The 16,052-nt window shown below is 70.2% G+C and carries 16 protein-coding genes; 4 read left to right on the top strand and 12 right to left on the bottom strand.

Translation table 11 applies throughout. The annotated features are described in order from the left end of the window. Positions 1 to 223: 223 nt before the first annotated feature. Both FJM51_RS06210 and FJM51_RS06215 read right to left on the bottom strand, forming a co-directional pair. A complete protein-coding gene (locus FJM51_RS06210) occupies positions 224 to 1,171 on the bottom strand; it encodes a sugar ABC transporter substrate-binding protein (RefSeq protein WP_140453263.1) in 948 nt (315 codons plus the stop codon). Positions 1,172 to 1,353: 182 nt separating this feature from the next. Next, positions 1,354 to 2,295 carry a sugar ABC transporter substrate-binding protein gene (locus FJM51_RS06215; protein ID WP_140453264.1) on the bottom strand — a complete coding sequence of 314 codons (942 nt, stop codon included), beginning with the start codon at positions 2,293 to 2,295 and terminating at the stop codon, positions 1,354 to 1,356. Between the two features lie 392 nt (positions 2,296 to 2,687). Here FJM51_RS06215 and FJM51_RS06220 point away from each other — a divergent pair, with 392 nt between their 5' ends. Continuing rightward, positions 2,688 to 2,930 (top strand): DUF3329 domain-containing protein, encoded by a 243-nt coding sequence (locus FJM51_RS06220; protein ID WP_140453265.1) that lies wholly within the window; start codon positions 2,688 to 2,690, stop codon positions 2,928 to 2,930. Here the strand turns inward: FJM51_RS06220 and rbsK are convergent. Together rbsK and FJM51_RS06230 are read right to left on the bottom strand one after the other, a co-directional pair. Beyond that, complete coding sequence (rbsK, locus tag FJM51_RS06225) at positions 2,927 to 3,850, bottom strand: ribokinase (RefSeq protein ID WP_140453266.1); 924 nt, start codon at positions 3,848 to 3,850, stop codon at positions 2,927 to 2,929. The two genes, FJM51_RS06220 and rbsK, sit on opposite strands and share 4 nt — an antisense overlap. Before the next feature lie 10 nt (positions 3,851 to 3,860). Then, positions 3,861 to 4,508 carry an SGNH/GDSL hydrolase family protein gene (locus FJM51_RS06230; RefSeq protein ID WP_140453267.1) on the bottom strand — a complete coding sequence of 216 codons (648 nt, stop codon included), beginning with the start codon at positions 4,506 to 4,508 and terminating at the stop codon, positions 3,861 to 3,863. Positions 4,509 to 4,633: 125 nt separating this feature from the next. Here FJM51_RS06230 and cutA point away from each other — a divergent pair, with 125 nt between their 5' ends. Continuing rightward, entirely contained in the window at positions 4,634 to 4,960 is a 327-nt protein-coding gene (gene cutA / locus FJM51_RS06235) for a divalent-cation tolerance protein CutA (RefSeq protein ID WP_140453268.1), read from the top strand. Here cutA and FJM51_RS06240 read toward each other — a convergent pair. The 8 genes from FJM51_RS06240 to pstS all read right to left on the bottom strand — a co-directional run bounded on the left by FJM51_RS06240 (position 4,918) and on the right by pstS (position 12,603). Continuing rightward, entirely contained in the window at positions 4,918 to 5,814 is an 897-nt protein-coding gene (locus FJM51_RS06240) for an NAD-dependent epimerase/dehydratase family protein (RefSeq protein WP_140453269.1), read from the bottom strand. The genes cutA and FJM51_RS06240 overlap by 43 nt on opposite strands. Further along, positions 5,802 to 6,662, bottom strand: coding sequence for a glycosyltransferase (locus FJM51_RS06245; protein ID WP_140453505.1), 861 nt, complete (start codon positions 6,660 to 6,662; stop codon positions 5,802 to 5,804). Before FJM51_RS06245 ends, FJM51_RS06240 begins: the two co-directional genes overlap by 13 nt. Then, the gene (locus FJM51_RS06250) at positions 6,662 to 7,882 is read right to left on the bottom strand and encodes an NAD-dependent epimerase/dehydratase family protein (protein ID WP_140453270.1); all 1,221 of its coding nucleotides are present in this window, start codon (positions 7,880 to 7,882) and stop codon (positions 6,662 to 6,664) included. Before FJM51_RS06250 ends, FJM51_RS06245 begins: the two co-directional genes overlap by 1 nt. 139 nt (positions 7,883 to 8,021) lie before the next feature. Further along, positions 8,022 to 8,711: a hypothetical protein gene (locus FJM51_RS06255; protein ID WP_140453271.1), complete on the bottom strand. Its 690-nt coding sequence runs from the start codon at positions 8,709 to 8,711 to the stop codon at positions 8,022 to 8,024. Positions 8,712 to 8,775: 64 nt separating this feature from the next. After that, complete coding sequence (gene pstB, locus FJM51_RS06260; RefSeq protein WP_140453272.1) at positions 8,776 to 9,609, bottom strand: phosphate ABC transporter ATP-binding protein PstB; 834 nt, start codon at positions 9,607 to 9,609, stop codon at positions 8,776 to 8,778. Between the two features lie 17 nt (positions 9,610 to 9,626). Then, the gene (gene pstA / locus FJM51_RS06265; protein ID WP_210240217.1) at positions 9,627 to 10,496 is read right to left on the bottom strand and encodes a phosphate ABC transporter permease PstA; all 870 of its coding nucleotides are present in this window, start codon (positions 10,494 to 10,496) and stop codon (positions 9,627 to 9,629) included. Between the two features lie 24 nt (positions 10,497 to 10,520). Next, complete coding sequence (pstC, locus tag FJM51_RS06270; protein ID WP_140453274.1) at positions 10,521 to 11,489, bottom strand: phosphate ABC transporter permease subunit PstC; 969 nt, start codon at positions 11,487 to 11,489, stop codon at positions 10,521 to 10,523. Positions 11,490 to 11,571: 82 nt separating this feature from the next. Beyond that, positions 11,572 to 12,603: a phosphate ABC transporter substrate-binding protein PstS gene (gene pstS / locus FJM51_RS06275; RefSeq protein ID WP_140453275.1), complete on the bottom strand. Its 1,032-nt coding sequence runs from the start codon at positions 12,601 to 12,603 to the stop codon at positions 11,572 to 11,574. A gap of 419 nt (positions 12,604 to 13,022) precedes the next feature. Here pstS and FJM51_RS06280 point away from each other — a divergent pair, with 419 nt between their 5' ends. Together FJM51_RS06280 and minC are read left to right on the top strand one after the other, a co-directional pair. Next, positions 13,023 to 14,900 carry an FUSC family protein gene (locus FJM51_RS06280; protein WP_140453276.1) on the top strand — a complete coding sequence of 626 codons (1,878 nt, stop codon included), beginning with the start codon at positions 13,023 to 13,025 and terminating at the stop codon, positions 14,898 to 14,900. 357 nt (positions 14,901 to 15,257) lie between these two features. After that, on the top strand, positions 15,258 to 16,046 hold the full coding sequence (minC, locus tag FJM51_RS06285) for a septum site-determining protein MinC (RefSeq protein ID WP_233712998.1): 789 nt from the start codon (positions 15,258 to 15,260) through the stop codon (positions 16,044 to 16,046). Positions 16,047 to 16,052 lie beyond the last annotated feature (6 nt).

Raw genomic sequence — 16,052 nt, forward strand, 5'->3', positions numbered from 1 at the left:
CCGGAATTGCACGTCATCGAGCGCCACCACGCCCGGGAACTCCTTCCGGATACCCTCGATCTCCAGCAGGGACTCCCCCGCCTTCGACTTGTGACGGTGGATCGCCGCGCGCACCTGCGGGGATACTGACATGGTCCTTGGCCTCCGGTCCGATCGGCGGCGCCACCGGCCGCGCTTCGCTCTGTTCGCCGGGCCGCGCGCGCCGCGCGCGGCCCGGTCCTGGTCACTTCGGCATGTAGTCCTTGTAGTTCTCGGCGGTCACGAGCTCGAAAGGCACGTAGACCTCGCGCGGAACGTCCTTGCCGGCGATGAGATCGAGGATCGCGTCGACCGAGCCGGCGCCCTGGCCGGGCGCGCTCTGGTAGACGGTAAAGTCGAGATCGCCCGCCGCGATCGAGGCGAGCGCGTCCGGCGTCGCATCGACGCCCGCCACGATCACCTGGTCCATCGCGACGCCCGAGGACTTCATCGCCTGCACCGCGCCCAGCGCCATCTCGTCGTTGTTCGCCACCACCGCGTCGAACTCGATGCCCGAGGAGAGCCAGTTGGTCATCAGGTCGACCGCCTGCGTCCGCTGCCAGGTCGCCGTCTGCTCGTCCGCGACCTTGATGAAGGCGCAGTCCGGCGTGGCGAGCACGTCCTTCACGCCCTGCGTCCGGAGCCGCGTGGCCTGGTTCGACAGGTCGCCGAGCATGATGAGGATGTTCGCCTCGCTCTTGCCCGCGGCCTTCAGGAGTTCGCAGACCTGCTTGCCCTGGATCTGGCCCGCCTCGATCTCCTTCGAGCCGACGAAGGCCTCGTTGTCGGGCAGGCTGTCGAGATTGGCGGGCAGATTGTTCACGTAGACGAGCGGGAGCCCCGCGTTCGACGCCGCCGCCGTCATCGCCGGCGTCGAGTCGCTGTCGACCGGCGCCACGATCAGCCCGGCGAGCCCCGAGGCGGTGAAGTTCTCGATCTGGCTGAGCTGGCGCCCGACGTCGCGCTGCGCGTCCTCGAACTGCAGCGACGCGCCCTTCTCCTCCGCGCGGCTCGCCATCGCCTCGCGCAGCAGCGTCAGGAAGTTGTCGTCGAAATTGGAGACGGCGACGCCGATCTCCTGCGCCGAGGCTGGTCCCGCGAGCGCGGCGGCCACGGCGGCCGCGGCCAGCAGACGGTCAAATCCAAGAGACATCGATTTCCTCCCAAGGGCCATTCGCGAGGGACTGGCCGGACCGCGCACCTTCTTTCGCGGAGCTTGCGCCCCCGGTGACCGCGCGCGGAGCGGACCCCTCTCCCGAGGGTTACCACCAAATTCGAGTCGGGGGATGCGGGATCGCTCCGGCGGGGCCGCGCGGCGCCGCCGGAGCGGCGGCCTCAGTTGGAGACCTGATAGTCCTTCATGTTGTCGGGCGTCACGAGTTCGAAGGGGATGTAGACCTTCGTCTCGGTCTTCTCGCCCTTGGCGAGCGCGAGGGCGGTGTCGAGCGCGCCTTCGCCCTGGCCCTTGGCGTTCTGGTAGACGGTCACGTCGAGATCGCCCGCCTGCATCGCCGAGAGCGCGTCCTGCGTCGCGTCGACGCCGGCCACGATGACCGAATCCATCGGGATGCCCGCCGCCTTCATCGCCTGGATCGCGCCGATCGCCATCTCGTCGTTGTTGGAGACGACCGCGTCGAACTTCACACCGGCGGAGAGCCAGTTCGCCATCAGGTCGGTGCCGGTGGTGCGCTGCCAGTTCGCGGTCTGCTCCTCGACGATCTTCATGAAGGAGCATTCGTCGGTCGCGATCACGTCGTGCACGTCCTGCGTGCGCTGGCGGGCCGCCTGGTTCGAAAGCTCGCCCATCATCACGACGATATTGGCCTCGGACTTGCCCTGTTCCTTCAGCAGCCGGCAGACCTCCTGGGTCTCGAGCGTGCCGCTCTCACGCTCGTCGGAGGCGACGAAGGCCTGGTTCTCGGGCAGCGCGTCGACATTGACCGGCTGACGGTTGACGTAGACGAGCGGAATGCCGGCGGCGGCGGCGGCGGCGCTCATCGCCACGGTCGCGTCGGTGTCGACCGGGTTCACGATGATCGCATCGACGCCGGAGGCGACGAAATTCTCGATCTGGCTGAGTTGCTTGCCGACGTCGTTCGTCGCATCCTCGACCTGGAGCGTCACGTCGTCGAGCTCGGCCGCGTGATTGATCATGCCGTTGCGCAGCACGGTCAGGAAGTTGTCGTCGAACACCGCCATCGACACCCCGACATTCGCCGCCATCGCCGCCTGCCCCATCAGGGCCATCGCCGCGACGCCAACCATCAGCTTTTTCATCAGTATCGTCCTCCACCTCTCGGCGGTCTCGTCGCCGCCGCCTCCGGACCATCCGGATTTTCGTTACGCCCCGCCCTCGTGGAACGAATGCGCCGATTTATATTATGACAGAATATTTATTCCATTTCAGGATCCGCCGTCAAGGCCGAACTGGCATTCCGCGACGATTCCCCGCGCGGCCCCGGAAGCGCCGCCCGCGGGCCGCAGGACGCGGTTCCGGCGCGGCCGGAGGCCGATTCCCGCCGGTTTCCCGCCCGGGCCGGACCCGACGGGACGCGCGCGGGAGCGGCCGGGGAACGGTGGCCGGGCGTGGCGATTCGCCCGCGCGCCGCGGCATCCTTTCGGCTTCCTTTCGGCTTCCGCGCGCGCGCGGAGCGGGCTATGGAATATGGATGAAGAAGTTCATCGACACCGATCACCCGGCGTTCCGGCCCCTCTGGCTGAGGGTGCTCACGACGCTCGTCTGCCTCGTCTGGGGTGTCGTCGAACTGATGACCGGCGGCCCGTTCTGGGCGATGATCTTCCTCGGGCTCGGCGTCTACTGCGTCTACGCCTTCTTCTTCGACTTCCATCCGGAGAACCATCCGTCCCAGCGCCCGCCCGAGGCCCCGGAGACGCCGAGGGATCCGGACTAGCCGCGCGCCAGCAGCGCCTCGACCTCCGCGAGCACCGGCATCGAGGCGGCGGCGCCCGGCCGCGTCACGGAAATGCCCGCGACCGCGCTCGCGAAACGCAACGCCTCGCGCGGCGCCAGCCCGCGCGCCAGCCCGGTGGCGAAACCGCCGTTGAAGGCGTCGCCGGCGCCCACCGTCTCCGCGACCGGGCCCGGCGCCATCGCCGGGACGAGCTCGGCGATGCCCGGCGCGCGCCAGAAGACGCCGCGCTCCCCGAGCGTGATCACCGCCGCCCCGGCGCCGAGGCCGAGCAGCGCGTCGGCGGCGGCGCGCGCGCCCTCGGCATCCGCGACGGCGATTCCCGTCATCGCCTCCGCCTCGGTCTCGTTCGGCGTCACGTAGTCGCAGAGCCGGAGCAGGTCGGCGGGCAGTTCACGCCCCGGCGCCGGGTTGAGGATCGTGGCGACCCCCGCCTCCCGCGCGAGCGCGAGGCCGCGGGCCGCCGCCGCGAGCGGCTGTTCGAGCTGGGTCAGGAAGACGTCGGCGGCTCGGATCGTGGCCGCGTTGGCATCGAGATCGGCGGGCGAAAGCTCGGCCGCCGCGCCCGGCGCGATGATGATCGCATTGTCGCCCGTCGCCGCCTCGACGAAGATGAAGGCCGCGCCGGTATGCCCCTCGGGGGAGCGCGTCACGGCGGGCGTGACCCCCGCCCCGCGCCAGAGGTCGAGCGCCATCTCGGCGAAGGCGTCCTTTCCGAGCCGGGTGATGATCGTCACCTCCGCCCCCAGCCGCCCCGCGGCCACCGCCTGGTTGGACCCCTTGCCGCCGGGGCCGAGCGCGAAGCCGAGCCCGCGCAGCGTCTCGCCGATCCGCGGCATCCGCTCCGCGCGATAGGTGGTGTCGGCGTTGAAGACGCCGAGGACGACAACCCTGCCCGCCATGCGCCGCTCCTCAGTCCGCGAGACCCGCGATCGCCTCGGCCACCGCCTGGCCAAGCCGGGCATGGGCCTCCGCGTCGAAATGCACGCCGTCGACCGGGCTCGACCCGATGACCTCGCCCGCGTCGAGGAAGGCGACGCCGGCCCGCTTCGCCGCCTCCGCGTAGATCGCGCCGAGCCGCTTCGACTTCTCCGCGCCGCCCGTGAAGATCTCGCCGAGGCATCCCGCCTCGAGGACCGGCGGCGGCGCGATCAGCAGGACCGCCGGCGCCCCGCCATCGACTCCCGCCGTGCTGGTCCGGACCGCCGCGACCAGCGCCAGAACGGCGTCGGCCGCCTCCACCACCGGCATCTGGAAGCGCTGCTTCATGTCGTTGGTGCCGAGCATGATCGCGACCAGATCGAGCGGACGATGGCTCTCCAGCAGCGCCGGCAGCACCGCGAGCCCGTCGCGGTGCGCGCCGCCGATCGGATCGGGGAAGACCGTGGTCCGCCCCGGCAGCCCCTCCTCCACCACGCGCCAGCGATCGCCCAGCGCGGCGGCGAGAACGCCCGGCCAGCGCGTCTCCGGCCCGAACCGGCCCATGTCCTGGAGGCTCGCCATCGGCATCGTGCCATGCGTGTTGCTGTCGCCGTAGCACATCACGGTCCGGGTCTTCATTCCGTTCCCCCCTGGTCTCTCTCTCCCCGCGTCGCGCGCGGGGTGCAAGCTCAGGCGTAACGAAGCATAATCGGGCGCGCAACGCATTCCACCGCGCGCGTCCGCGCGGCCCCCCGGGAGGTGCCATGACCGAGATCGTCACCGTCGAGATCCTCTGCCCCGACACCGAGACCGCGACGCGGATCGCCGGCGCCGCGCTCGACCGCCGGCTGGCCGCCTGCGCCAATATCGGCGCGGGCGTCACCAGCCATTACACCTGGCAGGGCATGCGCGAATGCGCCTCCGAAACGCCGCTCTTCCTCAAGACCCGCGCGACGCTCTTCCGCCCGCTCGCGGCGCTCGCGCGTCACCTCCACCCCTACGACCTGCCCTGCATCCTCGCCCATCCCGCGACGATGGTGACGGAGGATTACCGCGACTGGGTGCTCTCCGAGACCGAAAGCGGCGCCTGAGCGCGCGCGACGAGGTCCGGCAGATCCGCCTCGAGCCGCGCGAGGCCCGCCGGCCGCCAGCCGAGCGCGCGGAGCCGATCCGTCGCCATCACCGCGAGCGCCGAGGCGTCGGCGCGCTCGGGCGGCGGATGCGCGGCGCCCGTGAGCGCCGCGACCCGCGCCAGCAGGTCGCGCCGGTCGAGCACGATGTCGGAGACGTTGTAGAGCCGCTCCGTCTCCGGCGTCTCGAGCATCAGCCGGACCGCCGCGGCCAGATCGGCGCCATGCACCTCGGTCGCGACGCGCGGCGCGACCCGCTCGCCGCCGAGCCAGGCGCGGAAGAGATCGGCCCATTTGTGTTCCGGCCCGCCCGGCGGCTGGCCGAAGACCCCGGTGGCGCGGAGCGAGACCGGCCGCGCGCCCTGATCGGCGAGCGCGTCCAGCATCCGCTCCGTCGCATGTTTCGCCTGGCCGTAGAGCGTGCTCCCCGCCGCCGGCGGGTCCGTCTCCAGAAGCCTCTCGCCCGGCGCGGGATCGCCATAGGCCGCGCGGCTCGACAGGAAGACGAGGCGGGCGACGCCGCGGGCGAGCGCCGCCTCGAAGAGCTGGCGCGAGCCTTCGACGTTGCGCCGCCAGAAGCCTTCCGGATCCTCGCCCTCGCCGCCCCGGTAGAGCCCGGGCAGATGATCGAAGGCCGCGTGGACGAGCGCCGCCGCCGCGGGCAGCGTGACCGGCGCGCCAAGCTCCCACGGCAGATGCTCCGCCCCGTCGACCGGCGCGCGGCCGAGCGTGACGACCTCGTGCCCCGCGGCGATGAGGTCGGCCAGGATGAACCGCCCGACGCGGCCGCCCGCCCCGGTGATCAGGACACGCATGCCGCGGCCTCCGGACCGGCCAGGGCCGCGATGTCGGCGGGCAAGTTCTCGCCGGTGAGATAGGCCCGCCAGAGATCGATCAGCGGCCCGAGCCGGTCCGCCTTCGCATGCTCGGCCCAAGGCTTCTCGTACTGGTAGTGCAGCACGCGGATCGAGGCCCAGTCCCAGAGATCGGGCATGTTGAACCAGACGTATTGCAGCAGGTTGCAATAGACCGGCAGCCCGTGCCAGCCTGGGAAGAACTCCTGCAGGAAGCTCTGGTCGGTCCGCCGCCAGAAGGCCCCCGGCGCGTCGAGCCGCGCCAGCATCGCGGCGAAGGTCTCGCGCGCGGGCCGGGCCACGAAGACGCCGGAATTGAGCCGGGTGAAATCCCCGAGGCTCTCGTAGACATTGGGCGCGGCAGAGAATTCCGGATAGCGGAACAGGATGTCAATGTTTCTCAGCACCAGCGCGTCGGCGTCGATGAAGACGACGCGCTCGTATTCCTCCATCTGCCACAGCCTGAGCTTGACGAAATTGTCGAGCGGCGTGTGGAAGGCCGGCTTCTCGCCCTTGGTGAAGGGGGCGAGCCCGTGGATGCGGTCGCGGGCATGGGCGGCGTTGAACGCGTCCGAGGTCGGGAGCAGGTCGGCCCGCGCGAGGCGCACGCCGAATTCGTGGAGCGGATCGAGCGCCGCCGCCCCGACCCCGCCGGTATGGAGCACGACGATGTCCGCCTCGCTTCCGCTCGCGCGGATCGAGCGGCAGAGCGCGCGGGCGCCGAGCGCGTAATCGGCGTTCGTCACCAGCGTCGCATAGGCGTGGGTGCTGACCGGCGCGTGGTCCGCCGCCGGCGCGCCCGCCTCCATCACGAGACCGATCTGAGCGCGCGGCCCTCGGGATCGCGCTCGACGATCTTGCCGATCTCGCGCGTCCAGGCCGAGACGGCCGGCACGCGCGCGCGGTCGACGCGATAGGCGTAGCGTTTCGCCACCTCGACGACCTCCGAGAGCAGCCCCTCGGCCAGCGTGATCGGCTCCAGCCCGAGGTCGAGGAACTGGTCGTTCCGCACCACCAGATCGTTCTCCGCCGCTTCCTTGCGCGGATTGGGCAGCCAGGCGATCTTCGCCCCGGTGAGCTTCGCCACCAGTTCGGCGAGATCGCGCACCCGGTGCGTCTCGGTCATCTGGTTGAAGACCTTCACCCGCTCGCCCCGCCTCGGCGCCTCGCGCAGCGCGAGTTCGACGCAGCGCACCGAATCCTGGATGTGGATGAAGGCCCGCGTCTGGCCGCCGGTGCCGTGCACCGTCAGCGGATAGTCGATCGCCGCCTGGATCAGGAAGCGGTTCAGCACGGTGCCGTAGTCGCCGTCGTAGTCGAACCGGTTGATCAGCTGGACATTGCGCCGCGTCTGCTCGGTATGCGTGCCCCAGACGATGCCCTGGTGCAGGTCGGTGATCCGGAGCCCGTCGTTCTGCGCGTAGAACTGGAACAGGATCTGATCGAGGCTCTTCGTCATGTGGTAGATCGAGCCGGGCCGGGTCGGGTAGAGGATCTCCTGGCGCTTCTTATCGCCCGAGAGCGTCTCGATCTCGACCGGCAGATAGCCCTCGGGGATCGCCGCGCCGATGGTGGAATAGCCGTAGACGCCCATCGTGCCGAGATGCACGAGATGCGCGTCGAGCTCGATCTCGACGAGCGCGTTCAGCAGGTTGTGCGTCGCGTTGACGTTGTTGGAGACGGTGTAGTTCTTGTGCCGGTCCGACTTCATCGAATAGGGCGCGGCGCGCTGCTCGGCGAAATGGATCACCGCGTCGGGGCGTTCCTTCGCCAGCCAGCCCTTCAGGATCTCGTAGTCGGTGGCGAGGTCGATCAGGTGGAAATGGATCCGCCGCCCGGTCTCCGCGTGCCAGACCCGGGTGCGCTCCTGGATCGAATCCATCGGCGTGAGCGACTGCACGCCCAGTTCGGTGTCGATCCAGCGGCGGCTGAGGTTGTCGAGAATGTGGACCTCGTGCCCCTGGTCGGAGAGATGCAGCGAAGTCGGCCAACCGACGAAGCCGTCGCCACCAAGAACCGCGATCTTCATGGGAATCTCCCGCGCCTGAAAATTTCTCCGCCGCCCTTATCAACGCTTCATGACAATTCGCGGACAGTCGAGCCTTACCGCGCCCGTGATCCCGAAGGTAGTGCCAAGAGGCCCCGGTGGCGAGCCCTGCGGCGCCCGGTCACGCCTCGCCGCCCGCCACGATCCGCATCTCGGAGGGCAGGAGGAAATCCGCGTCGCCGGTTTCGCGGATGAAATGGGCGAGCCGGCGCACCGCGGTCCCGAAGCTCAGCATGCCGGTGATCCCGTCGCGGTCGACCGCGACGCTCCGCTCCACGAGGCCATGGTATTCGGGCATCGTCTCCGCCGTCACCACCAGCGGCGGAAGGCCCGCGCGCGCGAGGCAGTAGCTCGCGAGGACCGCGGCGGCGCGGCTGTTCCCTTCGAGGAAGAGCTGCGGCCCGCTCACGGTCTGGACGTAGATCTCGGCCGCCAGCACCTCCGGCGCGTGGCGGCGGGAGCGGGCGTAGCGGTCCATCAGCGCCGCGACGCCGCCGCGCGGATCGTCGTAGAACCGGTGCTCGGTCGCCGCGAGGTGATCGGCGTACTGCGCGCGGCGCTCGGGTGTGTCGCCGCAGAGCACGAGGTGGTTGAGTTCGAGGATGCGCCGGCTCTCGCCGTATTCGAAGATGTCGATCCGCGCGCCGAGAAGCCGGTCGACGGCGCGGTAGGCGAGGCCCAGCCGCCGCGTCGCGTCCCGCGTCAGCGGCTCCTCGCGGAGCCGCTCCCAGGTTTCGGGCGCGACGCTCCGCGCGAGCAGCCCGTCGAGCGTCGCCTCGATCCTGGCAATGTTGAGCCTGCGCCACTCCATGAGCCGTCCCCCTTCCCGGACCAAAGCCGCCCGGGCAGGTTCCGGTTCCGGCGGCGCGTCTCTATCAGCTGAACTCGCCGGAGATATAGTCCTTGGTCAGCTTCTCGCGCGGGTCGTGGAAGATCTGCCGCGTGTCGCCCTGCTCGACGAGGAAGCCGGTGCGGCCGCCCTTCGAGATGTCGACCGAGAAGAAGGCGGTCTTGTCGGCCACGCGCATCGCCTGCTGCATGTTGTGCGTGACGATGGCGACCGAATATTCCTGCTTCAGTTCGAGCATCAGCTCCTCGATGATCCGCGTCGCGATCGGGTCGAGCGCCGAGCAGGGCTCGTCCATCAGCAGCACGGTCGGGTTGGTCGCGATCGCGCGGGCGATGCAGAGCCGCTGCTGCTGGCCGCCCGAAAGCGCGAGACCGTTCTGCCTGAGCTTGTCCTTCACCTCGTTCCAGAGGCCGGCCTTCCGGAGCGCCGTCTCGACCTTCTCGTCGTAATCGCCCTTGAAGCGGTTGAGCCTGAGGCCGAAGGCGACGTTCTCGTAGATCGACATCGAGAACGGGTTCGGCTGCTGGAACACCATGCCGATGTGGCGGCGCACCACGACCGGATCGACCGACTTCGCGTAGATGTCCTGGCCGAGGAAGGTGACCGAGCCCATGAGCCGGAAGCTCGGGATCAGGTCGTTCATCCGGTTCAGCGAACGCAGCACGGTGGACTTGCCGCAGCCCGACGGGCCGATGAAGCCGGTGATCTGGCCCTTCTCGACCGCGACATGGCTGTCGCGGACGGCGAGGAAGTCGCCGTAATAGATCTTCTCGACCCTGGCATCGATGGCGACGCCGGTCTCGGAAAGGCCCGGGCGCGGGCTGGCGGCGGCGGGGGCGACGGTGTTGAGGGAAACCATGGCGGTTGTTCCTTGGATCAGACCCGACGCGCGCCGATGAGGCGGCTCAGGATGTTGAAGACGAGCACGATGAGGACAAGCACCAGTGACGCGGCCCAGGCGAGTTCGATCTGGTTGGGGAAAGGCATGCCCGAGAAGTTGTAGATGAGGATCGAGAGCGAGGCCGTCGGCTCGGTCAGGCTTCCGATCCAGTAGTTCGAGAAGAGCGCGGTGAAGAGGAGCGGCGCCGATTCACCGGCCGCGCCCGCGACGGCGAGCATGACACCGGTCAGCACGCCCGGCATCGCGGTCGGCAGCGTGACGCGGAGCGCCACCTGGGTCTGCGTGCAGCCCATGCCGAAGGCCGCGTCCTTCATCCGCTGCGGCACCATGCGCACCGCCTGCTCGGCCGTGAGCATCACGGTCGGGATCATGCGGACCGCGAGCGCGACGCCGCCCGCGAAGGCCGAGTAGGTGCCCATGCCGAGCACGAGCCAGGCGTAGACAAAGACGCCGGCGAGGATCGAGGGAAAGCCGGTCAGCACCTTGGCGACGAAGCGCACCGCGTCCGACATCCGGCTCGAGGGGGCGATCGCGCCGAGCAGCAGCCCGCCGAGCACGCCGAGCGGGACCGAGATCAGCGCGCCGATCCCGACCATGACGACGGTGCCGACGATCGCGTTGCCGAAGCCGCCGCCCATCTCGAGCCCGGCCGGCGGCAGCGCGGTGATCGCCTCCCAGCCGAGCCGCGCGCCGCCCCGGGTGATCAGCATGTAGAGCACCGAGAAGAGTGGCACCGAGGCGAGGAGCGCGACGATCCAGAGCAGCACGGTCTGGATCGTGTTGCGCAGCGCCCGGGGGTCCGAGAAGGAATGGTCGAGGCTCGGGACGTCCGGTTTGCGGTTCATGTCTGCTTCGATCACGGTCATGGCTCAGCTCACCGTCTGCTTGGACGACATCGCCATGATGAGCGTGCCGATGATGTTCACGACCAGCGCGATGCCGAGCAGCGCGAGCGCCGCGTACATCAGCTGCTCGACTTCCAGCGCCCCGGCCTCGGGGAATTGCGAGGCGAGAAGCGAGGCGAGCGTGTTGGCGGGCGAGAAGAGCGACAGGCTGATCTGGCCCGAATTGCCGATGAGCATGGCTAGCGCCATCGTCTCGCCGAGCGCGCGGCCGAAGCCGAGCACGAGCGAGGCGGCGATGCCGCTCGAGGCGGTCGGCAGCATCACCTTCTGGATCGCCTCCCACCGGGTCGTGCCCATGCCGTAGGCGGCTTCCTTGACCTTGTAGGGGATGAGCTGGAACGCGTCCTGGCTGATCGCGGCCACCGTCGGCAGCACCATGATCGCGAGCACGATCACCGCGGGCGCCATGCCGGGGCCGGCCATCGGCGTCGAGAAGAGCGGGATGAAGCCGAGGAATTCGTGGAGCCAGTTCGCGACCGGCCGGATCGCCGGGATCACGACATAGATGCCCCAGAGGCCGAAGACGACCGAGGGGATGGCTGCGAGCATCTCGATGACGGTGCGGAACACCCGCGCCAGCCGCGCGTCGAGGAAGTCCTGGGTCAGGAAGATCGCCACCGCGACGCCGAAGAACCCGGCGATGAGGAGCGCGAGGATCGAGCTGTAGAGCGTGCCCCAGATCTCGGCGAGGATGCCGAAGTCATGCTCCTGCGGGTTCCAGACCGCGCGGGTCAGGAAGCCGAGCCCGTCGCGCGCGATCGCGGGCGCCGCCTGGCCGCCGATTTCCCACAGGATGTAGGCGAGCATCGCGACGACGAGACCGCCGGAGGCATAGGCGATGCCCCGGAAGGCCCGGTCGGCGAGGATCTCGCCCCGCGAGGGGGGGCGGGAGATCGAATTGTCGCCCTTCAGATCAAAACCTTCGGCGCTCATTTTCCAGTTCCACTCCGGCGTCCGCGACAGGAACGGGCGGCGTGTCCTCACGCCGCCCGCGCGTTCGATGGGTCGGGGCCTCTTACGAGGAGGCGCCGATCTGCTCCGCGGCGGCGCGGACCTTCTCGATGACCGCTTCCGGCATCGGGATGTAGCCGAGATCGTCGGCCATCGCCTGGCCGTCGGTCAGGCCGTATTCGACCATCTCCTTGATCGCCTTGACCTTCTCGTCGTCCTGGCCGGACTTGTAGAAGAGCATCCAGGTGAAGGTCGCCATCGGATAGGCGCCCTCGCCCTGCGGATCGACGATGAAGGCGCGCATGTTCGTGTCGAACTCGGCCGAGGCGAGCGCGTTCGGGCCGCCCTCGCCGCCCGGCGCGACGAACTCGCCCTTGGCGTTCTCGAGCGAGGCCATCGGCGCGCCGGTCATCTTGGCATAGCCGTATTCGACATAGCCGATCGCGCCCGGGGTCTGCAGGATGGTCGCGGTCACGCCGTCGTTCTTCGGCGCCTTCACGAGGGTGCTCAGCGTCGGCCACTGCACCGACTTGTCGGCGCCGACCTCTTCCTTGAAGACCGGGTCGACCGCGGCAAGGTGGTTGGTGAAGTTGAAGGTCGTGCCCGAGCTGTCGGAGCGGACCACGACGGTGATCGGCGTGTCGGGCAGTTCGACGCCCGGGTTCGCCTCGGCGATCTTCGGGTCGTTCCAGCTCTGGATCTTGCCCGCGAAGATCTCGGGATAGACGTCGCGCGGCAGCTTCAGTTCGGAAACACCCGGCAGGTTGTAGGCGAGGACGATCTCGCCGGCGGTCATCGGCAGCAGCACGACGCCGTTCGAGACCTTGGAGATCTCCTCGTCGCTCATCGCCGCGTCGGAGGCCGCGAAATCGACGACGCCGTTGATCAGGTCCTGGATGCCCGCGCCCGAACCCTTCGACTGGTAGTCGACCGTCACGCCGTCGGACTTGGAGCTGAAGTCCTTGAACCAGGCGGCGTAGATCGGGAACGGGAAGCTGGCACCGGAACCGGTGAGGCGGGTTTCGGCATGGGCGGGCGCGCCGGCGGCGACCGCCACGGTGGCGGCCGCGGCGAGGGCGGCGAGAAGCTTGCGCATGGGAGGACTCTCGATTGAGGGGTCACAATGGTTCGGCGCGGAAACTGCCACCCGATTGCGACAGTTCGGTGTCAGCCTTGTGACAGTTTCTTCAAGATGCGAAAGAAACGCGCCGGCGGGCCAAAGCGGCCAATTTATTATTATATATCAGTATGTTGACTCGCCACGGATTGCCGGCCGGCTTCGCACGGATCGGGCCGGGTGCCACACATCCGAAAGTTTTATGTCACGTGATCGCGCCAATGCGAGCGCGATGGCGGGCCGACTCAGGGGGTGCGTGAACCCGCTCCGCCGCCTCGTCCCGGCATCCTTCCGGCCCCGGCGGCGCGCGCCGCCGCCTGCCGGGGCCGGGCATTGACAGGCCGCGCCGCTTCGCGGTCTAGCATCGGGACGGCTGCCAGAAGGAGCGTTCGACGCGCATGGACCGGTACGGATTCGACGCCGGAAGGCTCGCCTATGGCCTGCGCGTGGCGCTCGGCGCCTGCGTCGCGCTGATCCTCTCCTGGCTGCTCGGCCTCGAACATCCGCAATGGGCGGCGATGACCGTCTGGGCCGCCTCCCAGCCGGTCCGCGCCCATCTCGTCGAGAAGAGCCTCTTCCGGGGCGCGGGCACGCTCGTCGGCGTCGTCTTCGGCGTCGCGCTGACGGCGCTCTCGCTCCGCCTCGGCGGCGCGCCGCTGATCGTGCTCGGCCTCGCGCTCTGGGTCGGGATCTGCGCCGGGGCCGGAAACCTGCTGCGCGGCTTCGCCTCCTATGGCGCGCTGCTCGCCGGCTATTCGGCGGTGATGGTCGCGGTGCTCGACAGCGCCCATCCCGAGGATGTCGCGGCGCTCGGGCTCGACCGCGCCGCGACCGTGCTCCTCGGCGTCGCGGTGGCGCTGGTCGTGGGCCTTCTCACGCCCGCGGGCGTGGAGGCCGAGATCCCGCGCCGGCTGCGGCTTGCCAACGCGACGATCCTGCGCCAGATCGCCGCCGCGCTGCGCGACCCGGCGACGGTCGACAACGCCGCGCTGACGCGCACCCTCTCCGACCTCGCGGTGATCGACGACGAGATCGACGGCGACGGCGCGGGCTCGCTCGCCGCCCGGCGCGAGGCGCGCAACCGCCGCGTGATGCTGATGGCCCAGGTCGCGGCGATCCTCTGGCTCCGCGCGCCCACCGCCGCGCCGGATCCGGAGCGGGCCGGGGCGATCGATGCGATCGCCGCGCGCTTCGAGGCGCATGCCCCGGCGGCGGAGCGGCGCGTCGCCCTCGCCCGCGCCGCGCGTCAGCCCGATCCGGAGCTGCGCAAGGTGCTCGCGGATCTCGGCGCCGCGCTCCCCCGCCAGGGCGAGCCGCCGGAACCCGACCGGAGGCCGGAGCCGCTGATCCTCCACCGCGACTGGGCGCTGGCGCGCGAGGCGGGCACGCGGGCCGGCGCCGCGATCCTCGCGATCGGCTTCCTCTGGGTCGTGACCGGCTGGACGCCCTTCGCCCTCGTGATGCTCGGCGCCTCGATCATGACCTCCGTCTTCTCGACCTTCGAGAATCCGCTCGCGATCCTGCCGAAGGTCGCGGTCGGCCAGGCGCTGGGCGCGGCGGGCGCCATCGCCTGCCGCTGGCTGGTCTGGCCGCATATGGGCGGCGAGGCGGGGCTCGTGCTCTCGCTCCTGCCCTTCATCCTGCTCGGCGGCCTTCTCACCGGGCACCGCCGGACCCAGGCGCAGGCCTTCGACTACAACATGGTCGTGCTGCTCCTCTCGCAGCCGCTCTGGCCGCTCACCGGAAGCCCCGGCCATTCCGTCCTCTCCGGCGCGGCCGTCGTCGCCGCGCCGCTCCTCGCCTGGCTCGCCTTCCGCTACATCCATCCGCCGAGCGCGGCGCGGCGGCGGGACGCGCTCGCCCGGGCGATGGTGCTCGAGGTCGAGGCGATGGCCGCGCGCCCCGGCGCCGCCTCGCGGCTGCCGGTCTGGCGGGCGCGGCTGCGCCACCGGCTGCTGCGGCTGATCCGCTGGAGCGACCGGACGGGCGCGGGCGCCGGCGCGGCCGCCGCCGAGGGGCTCGCGCTGCTCCGGCTCGGCCAGGCGGTCGGCCGGCTCGACGCGCGGATCGCGGAGGCGGAGCTTGCCGGGGGCGCGCGGCGCCGCCTGACGCTCGCGCGCGCCCGGATCGCCGGGGTGAGCCGCCGGCCCCGACGCGCCGCCGCCGCGCTCGACGCGGCCGCGCGGCTCGGCGGCCGCGACGCCCCGGTCTTCGCGGCCGCGGCCGAGTCGATCCGCGACAACGCGGCCTTCCTCGCCGGCGCGCGCCTGCGATGAGCCGGTCGGCCGAACTCCGCCGCTCAGCCCCGCGCCGCCCCCGCGGAGGAGCGTGAACTGTGGCTTCCGGCGCACGGGTCAAGAACGATTTCCGCCAGAACATCAGATGAATGCCGGACGAACTTCCGGCGCCGGAAGCCGCGCGGCCCTAATCGTATAACGATTATTCCCGCCTCCGGCACGGCGCCGGCGCTGCTCGTGGAGCGTCAACCAGGGTGCGATTTCCGGGCGGATTTCTTGTCGTCTCCCGGTTGAACGCGCCGATATAGGGTTGCGGGATCGGGCAAACACAATATTATGACCGCACAAGAACATCCGCCCGGGATGTCGGAGCAGACAGGCTTGCAGGTGCGATCATTGAACCCCGAGGTTGACGGAAGCCCTGTATCCGTCGCGGACCGCCCCCTCCAGGTACGCGGGCGCTCCTTCACCGCCGTCGTTCTCAAGCTCAATGGCGCGGCCGACGCCGGTTTCTACGGCGCGCTCGAATCGCTCATGCGGCAGGCGCCGCATTTCTTCGTCAACGCGCCGCTCGTCATCGATCTCGCCGAGGCGCCCGGGCTCACCGAGAAGGCCGATTTCGTGAAGCTCGTGCGCGACATGCGCGCGCGCCGCCTCTCGGTGATCGGGGTGCAGAACGGCACGGCGGATCAGGACATCGCGGCCTTCGGCGCCGGGCTCGTCTGCCTGCAGGGTGGGCGCGACGCCCAGGTGCCGCGCGGCGGCCAGCCGAGCAAGGCCGAGGACGCCGCCGAGGAGACCCGCGGCCCGAAGGCCAGGGCGCCCGAACCGGCGCAGCCGGAACCCGAGGCGGCCTCCGCCACCATCGTCGTCACCGAGCCGGTCCGGTCCGGCCAGCGCATCTTCGCCGACCGCGGCGACCTCATCGTGATGGCGCCGGTCAGTTCGGGCGCCGAACTGATCGCCCATGGCAACATCCATGTCTACGGCCCCCTGCGCGGCCGCGCGCTCGCCGGCGTGAACGGCGACAAGACCGCGCGGATCTTCGTCCAGAGCCTCGAGGCCGAACTGGTCGCCATCGCCGGCCTCTACCAGACCAGCGACGACCTCGACCCCTCAGTCCGCCGCGGCCGCGTGCAGGCCTTCCTGCGCGACGACACCCTCTGTTTCGAGCCCCTCAAGTAACCCCCG

It is taken from the genome of Amaricoccus solimangrovi (genome assembly GCF_006385685.1).
In the GTDB taxonomy this organism is placed as follows: domain Bacteria; phylum Pseudomonadota; class Alphaproteobacteria; order Rhodobacterales; family Rhodobacteraceae; genus Amaricoccus; species Amaricoccus solimangrovi.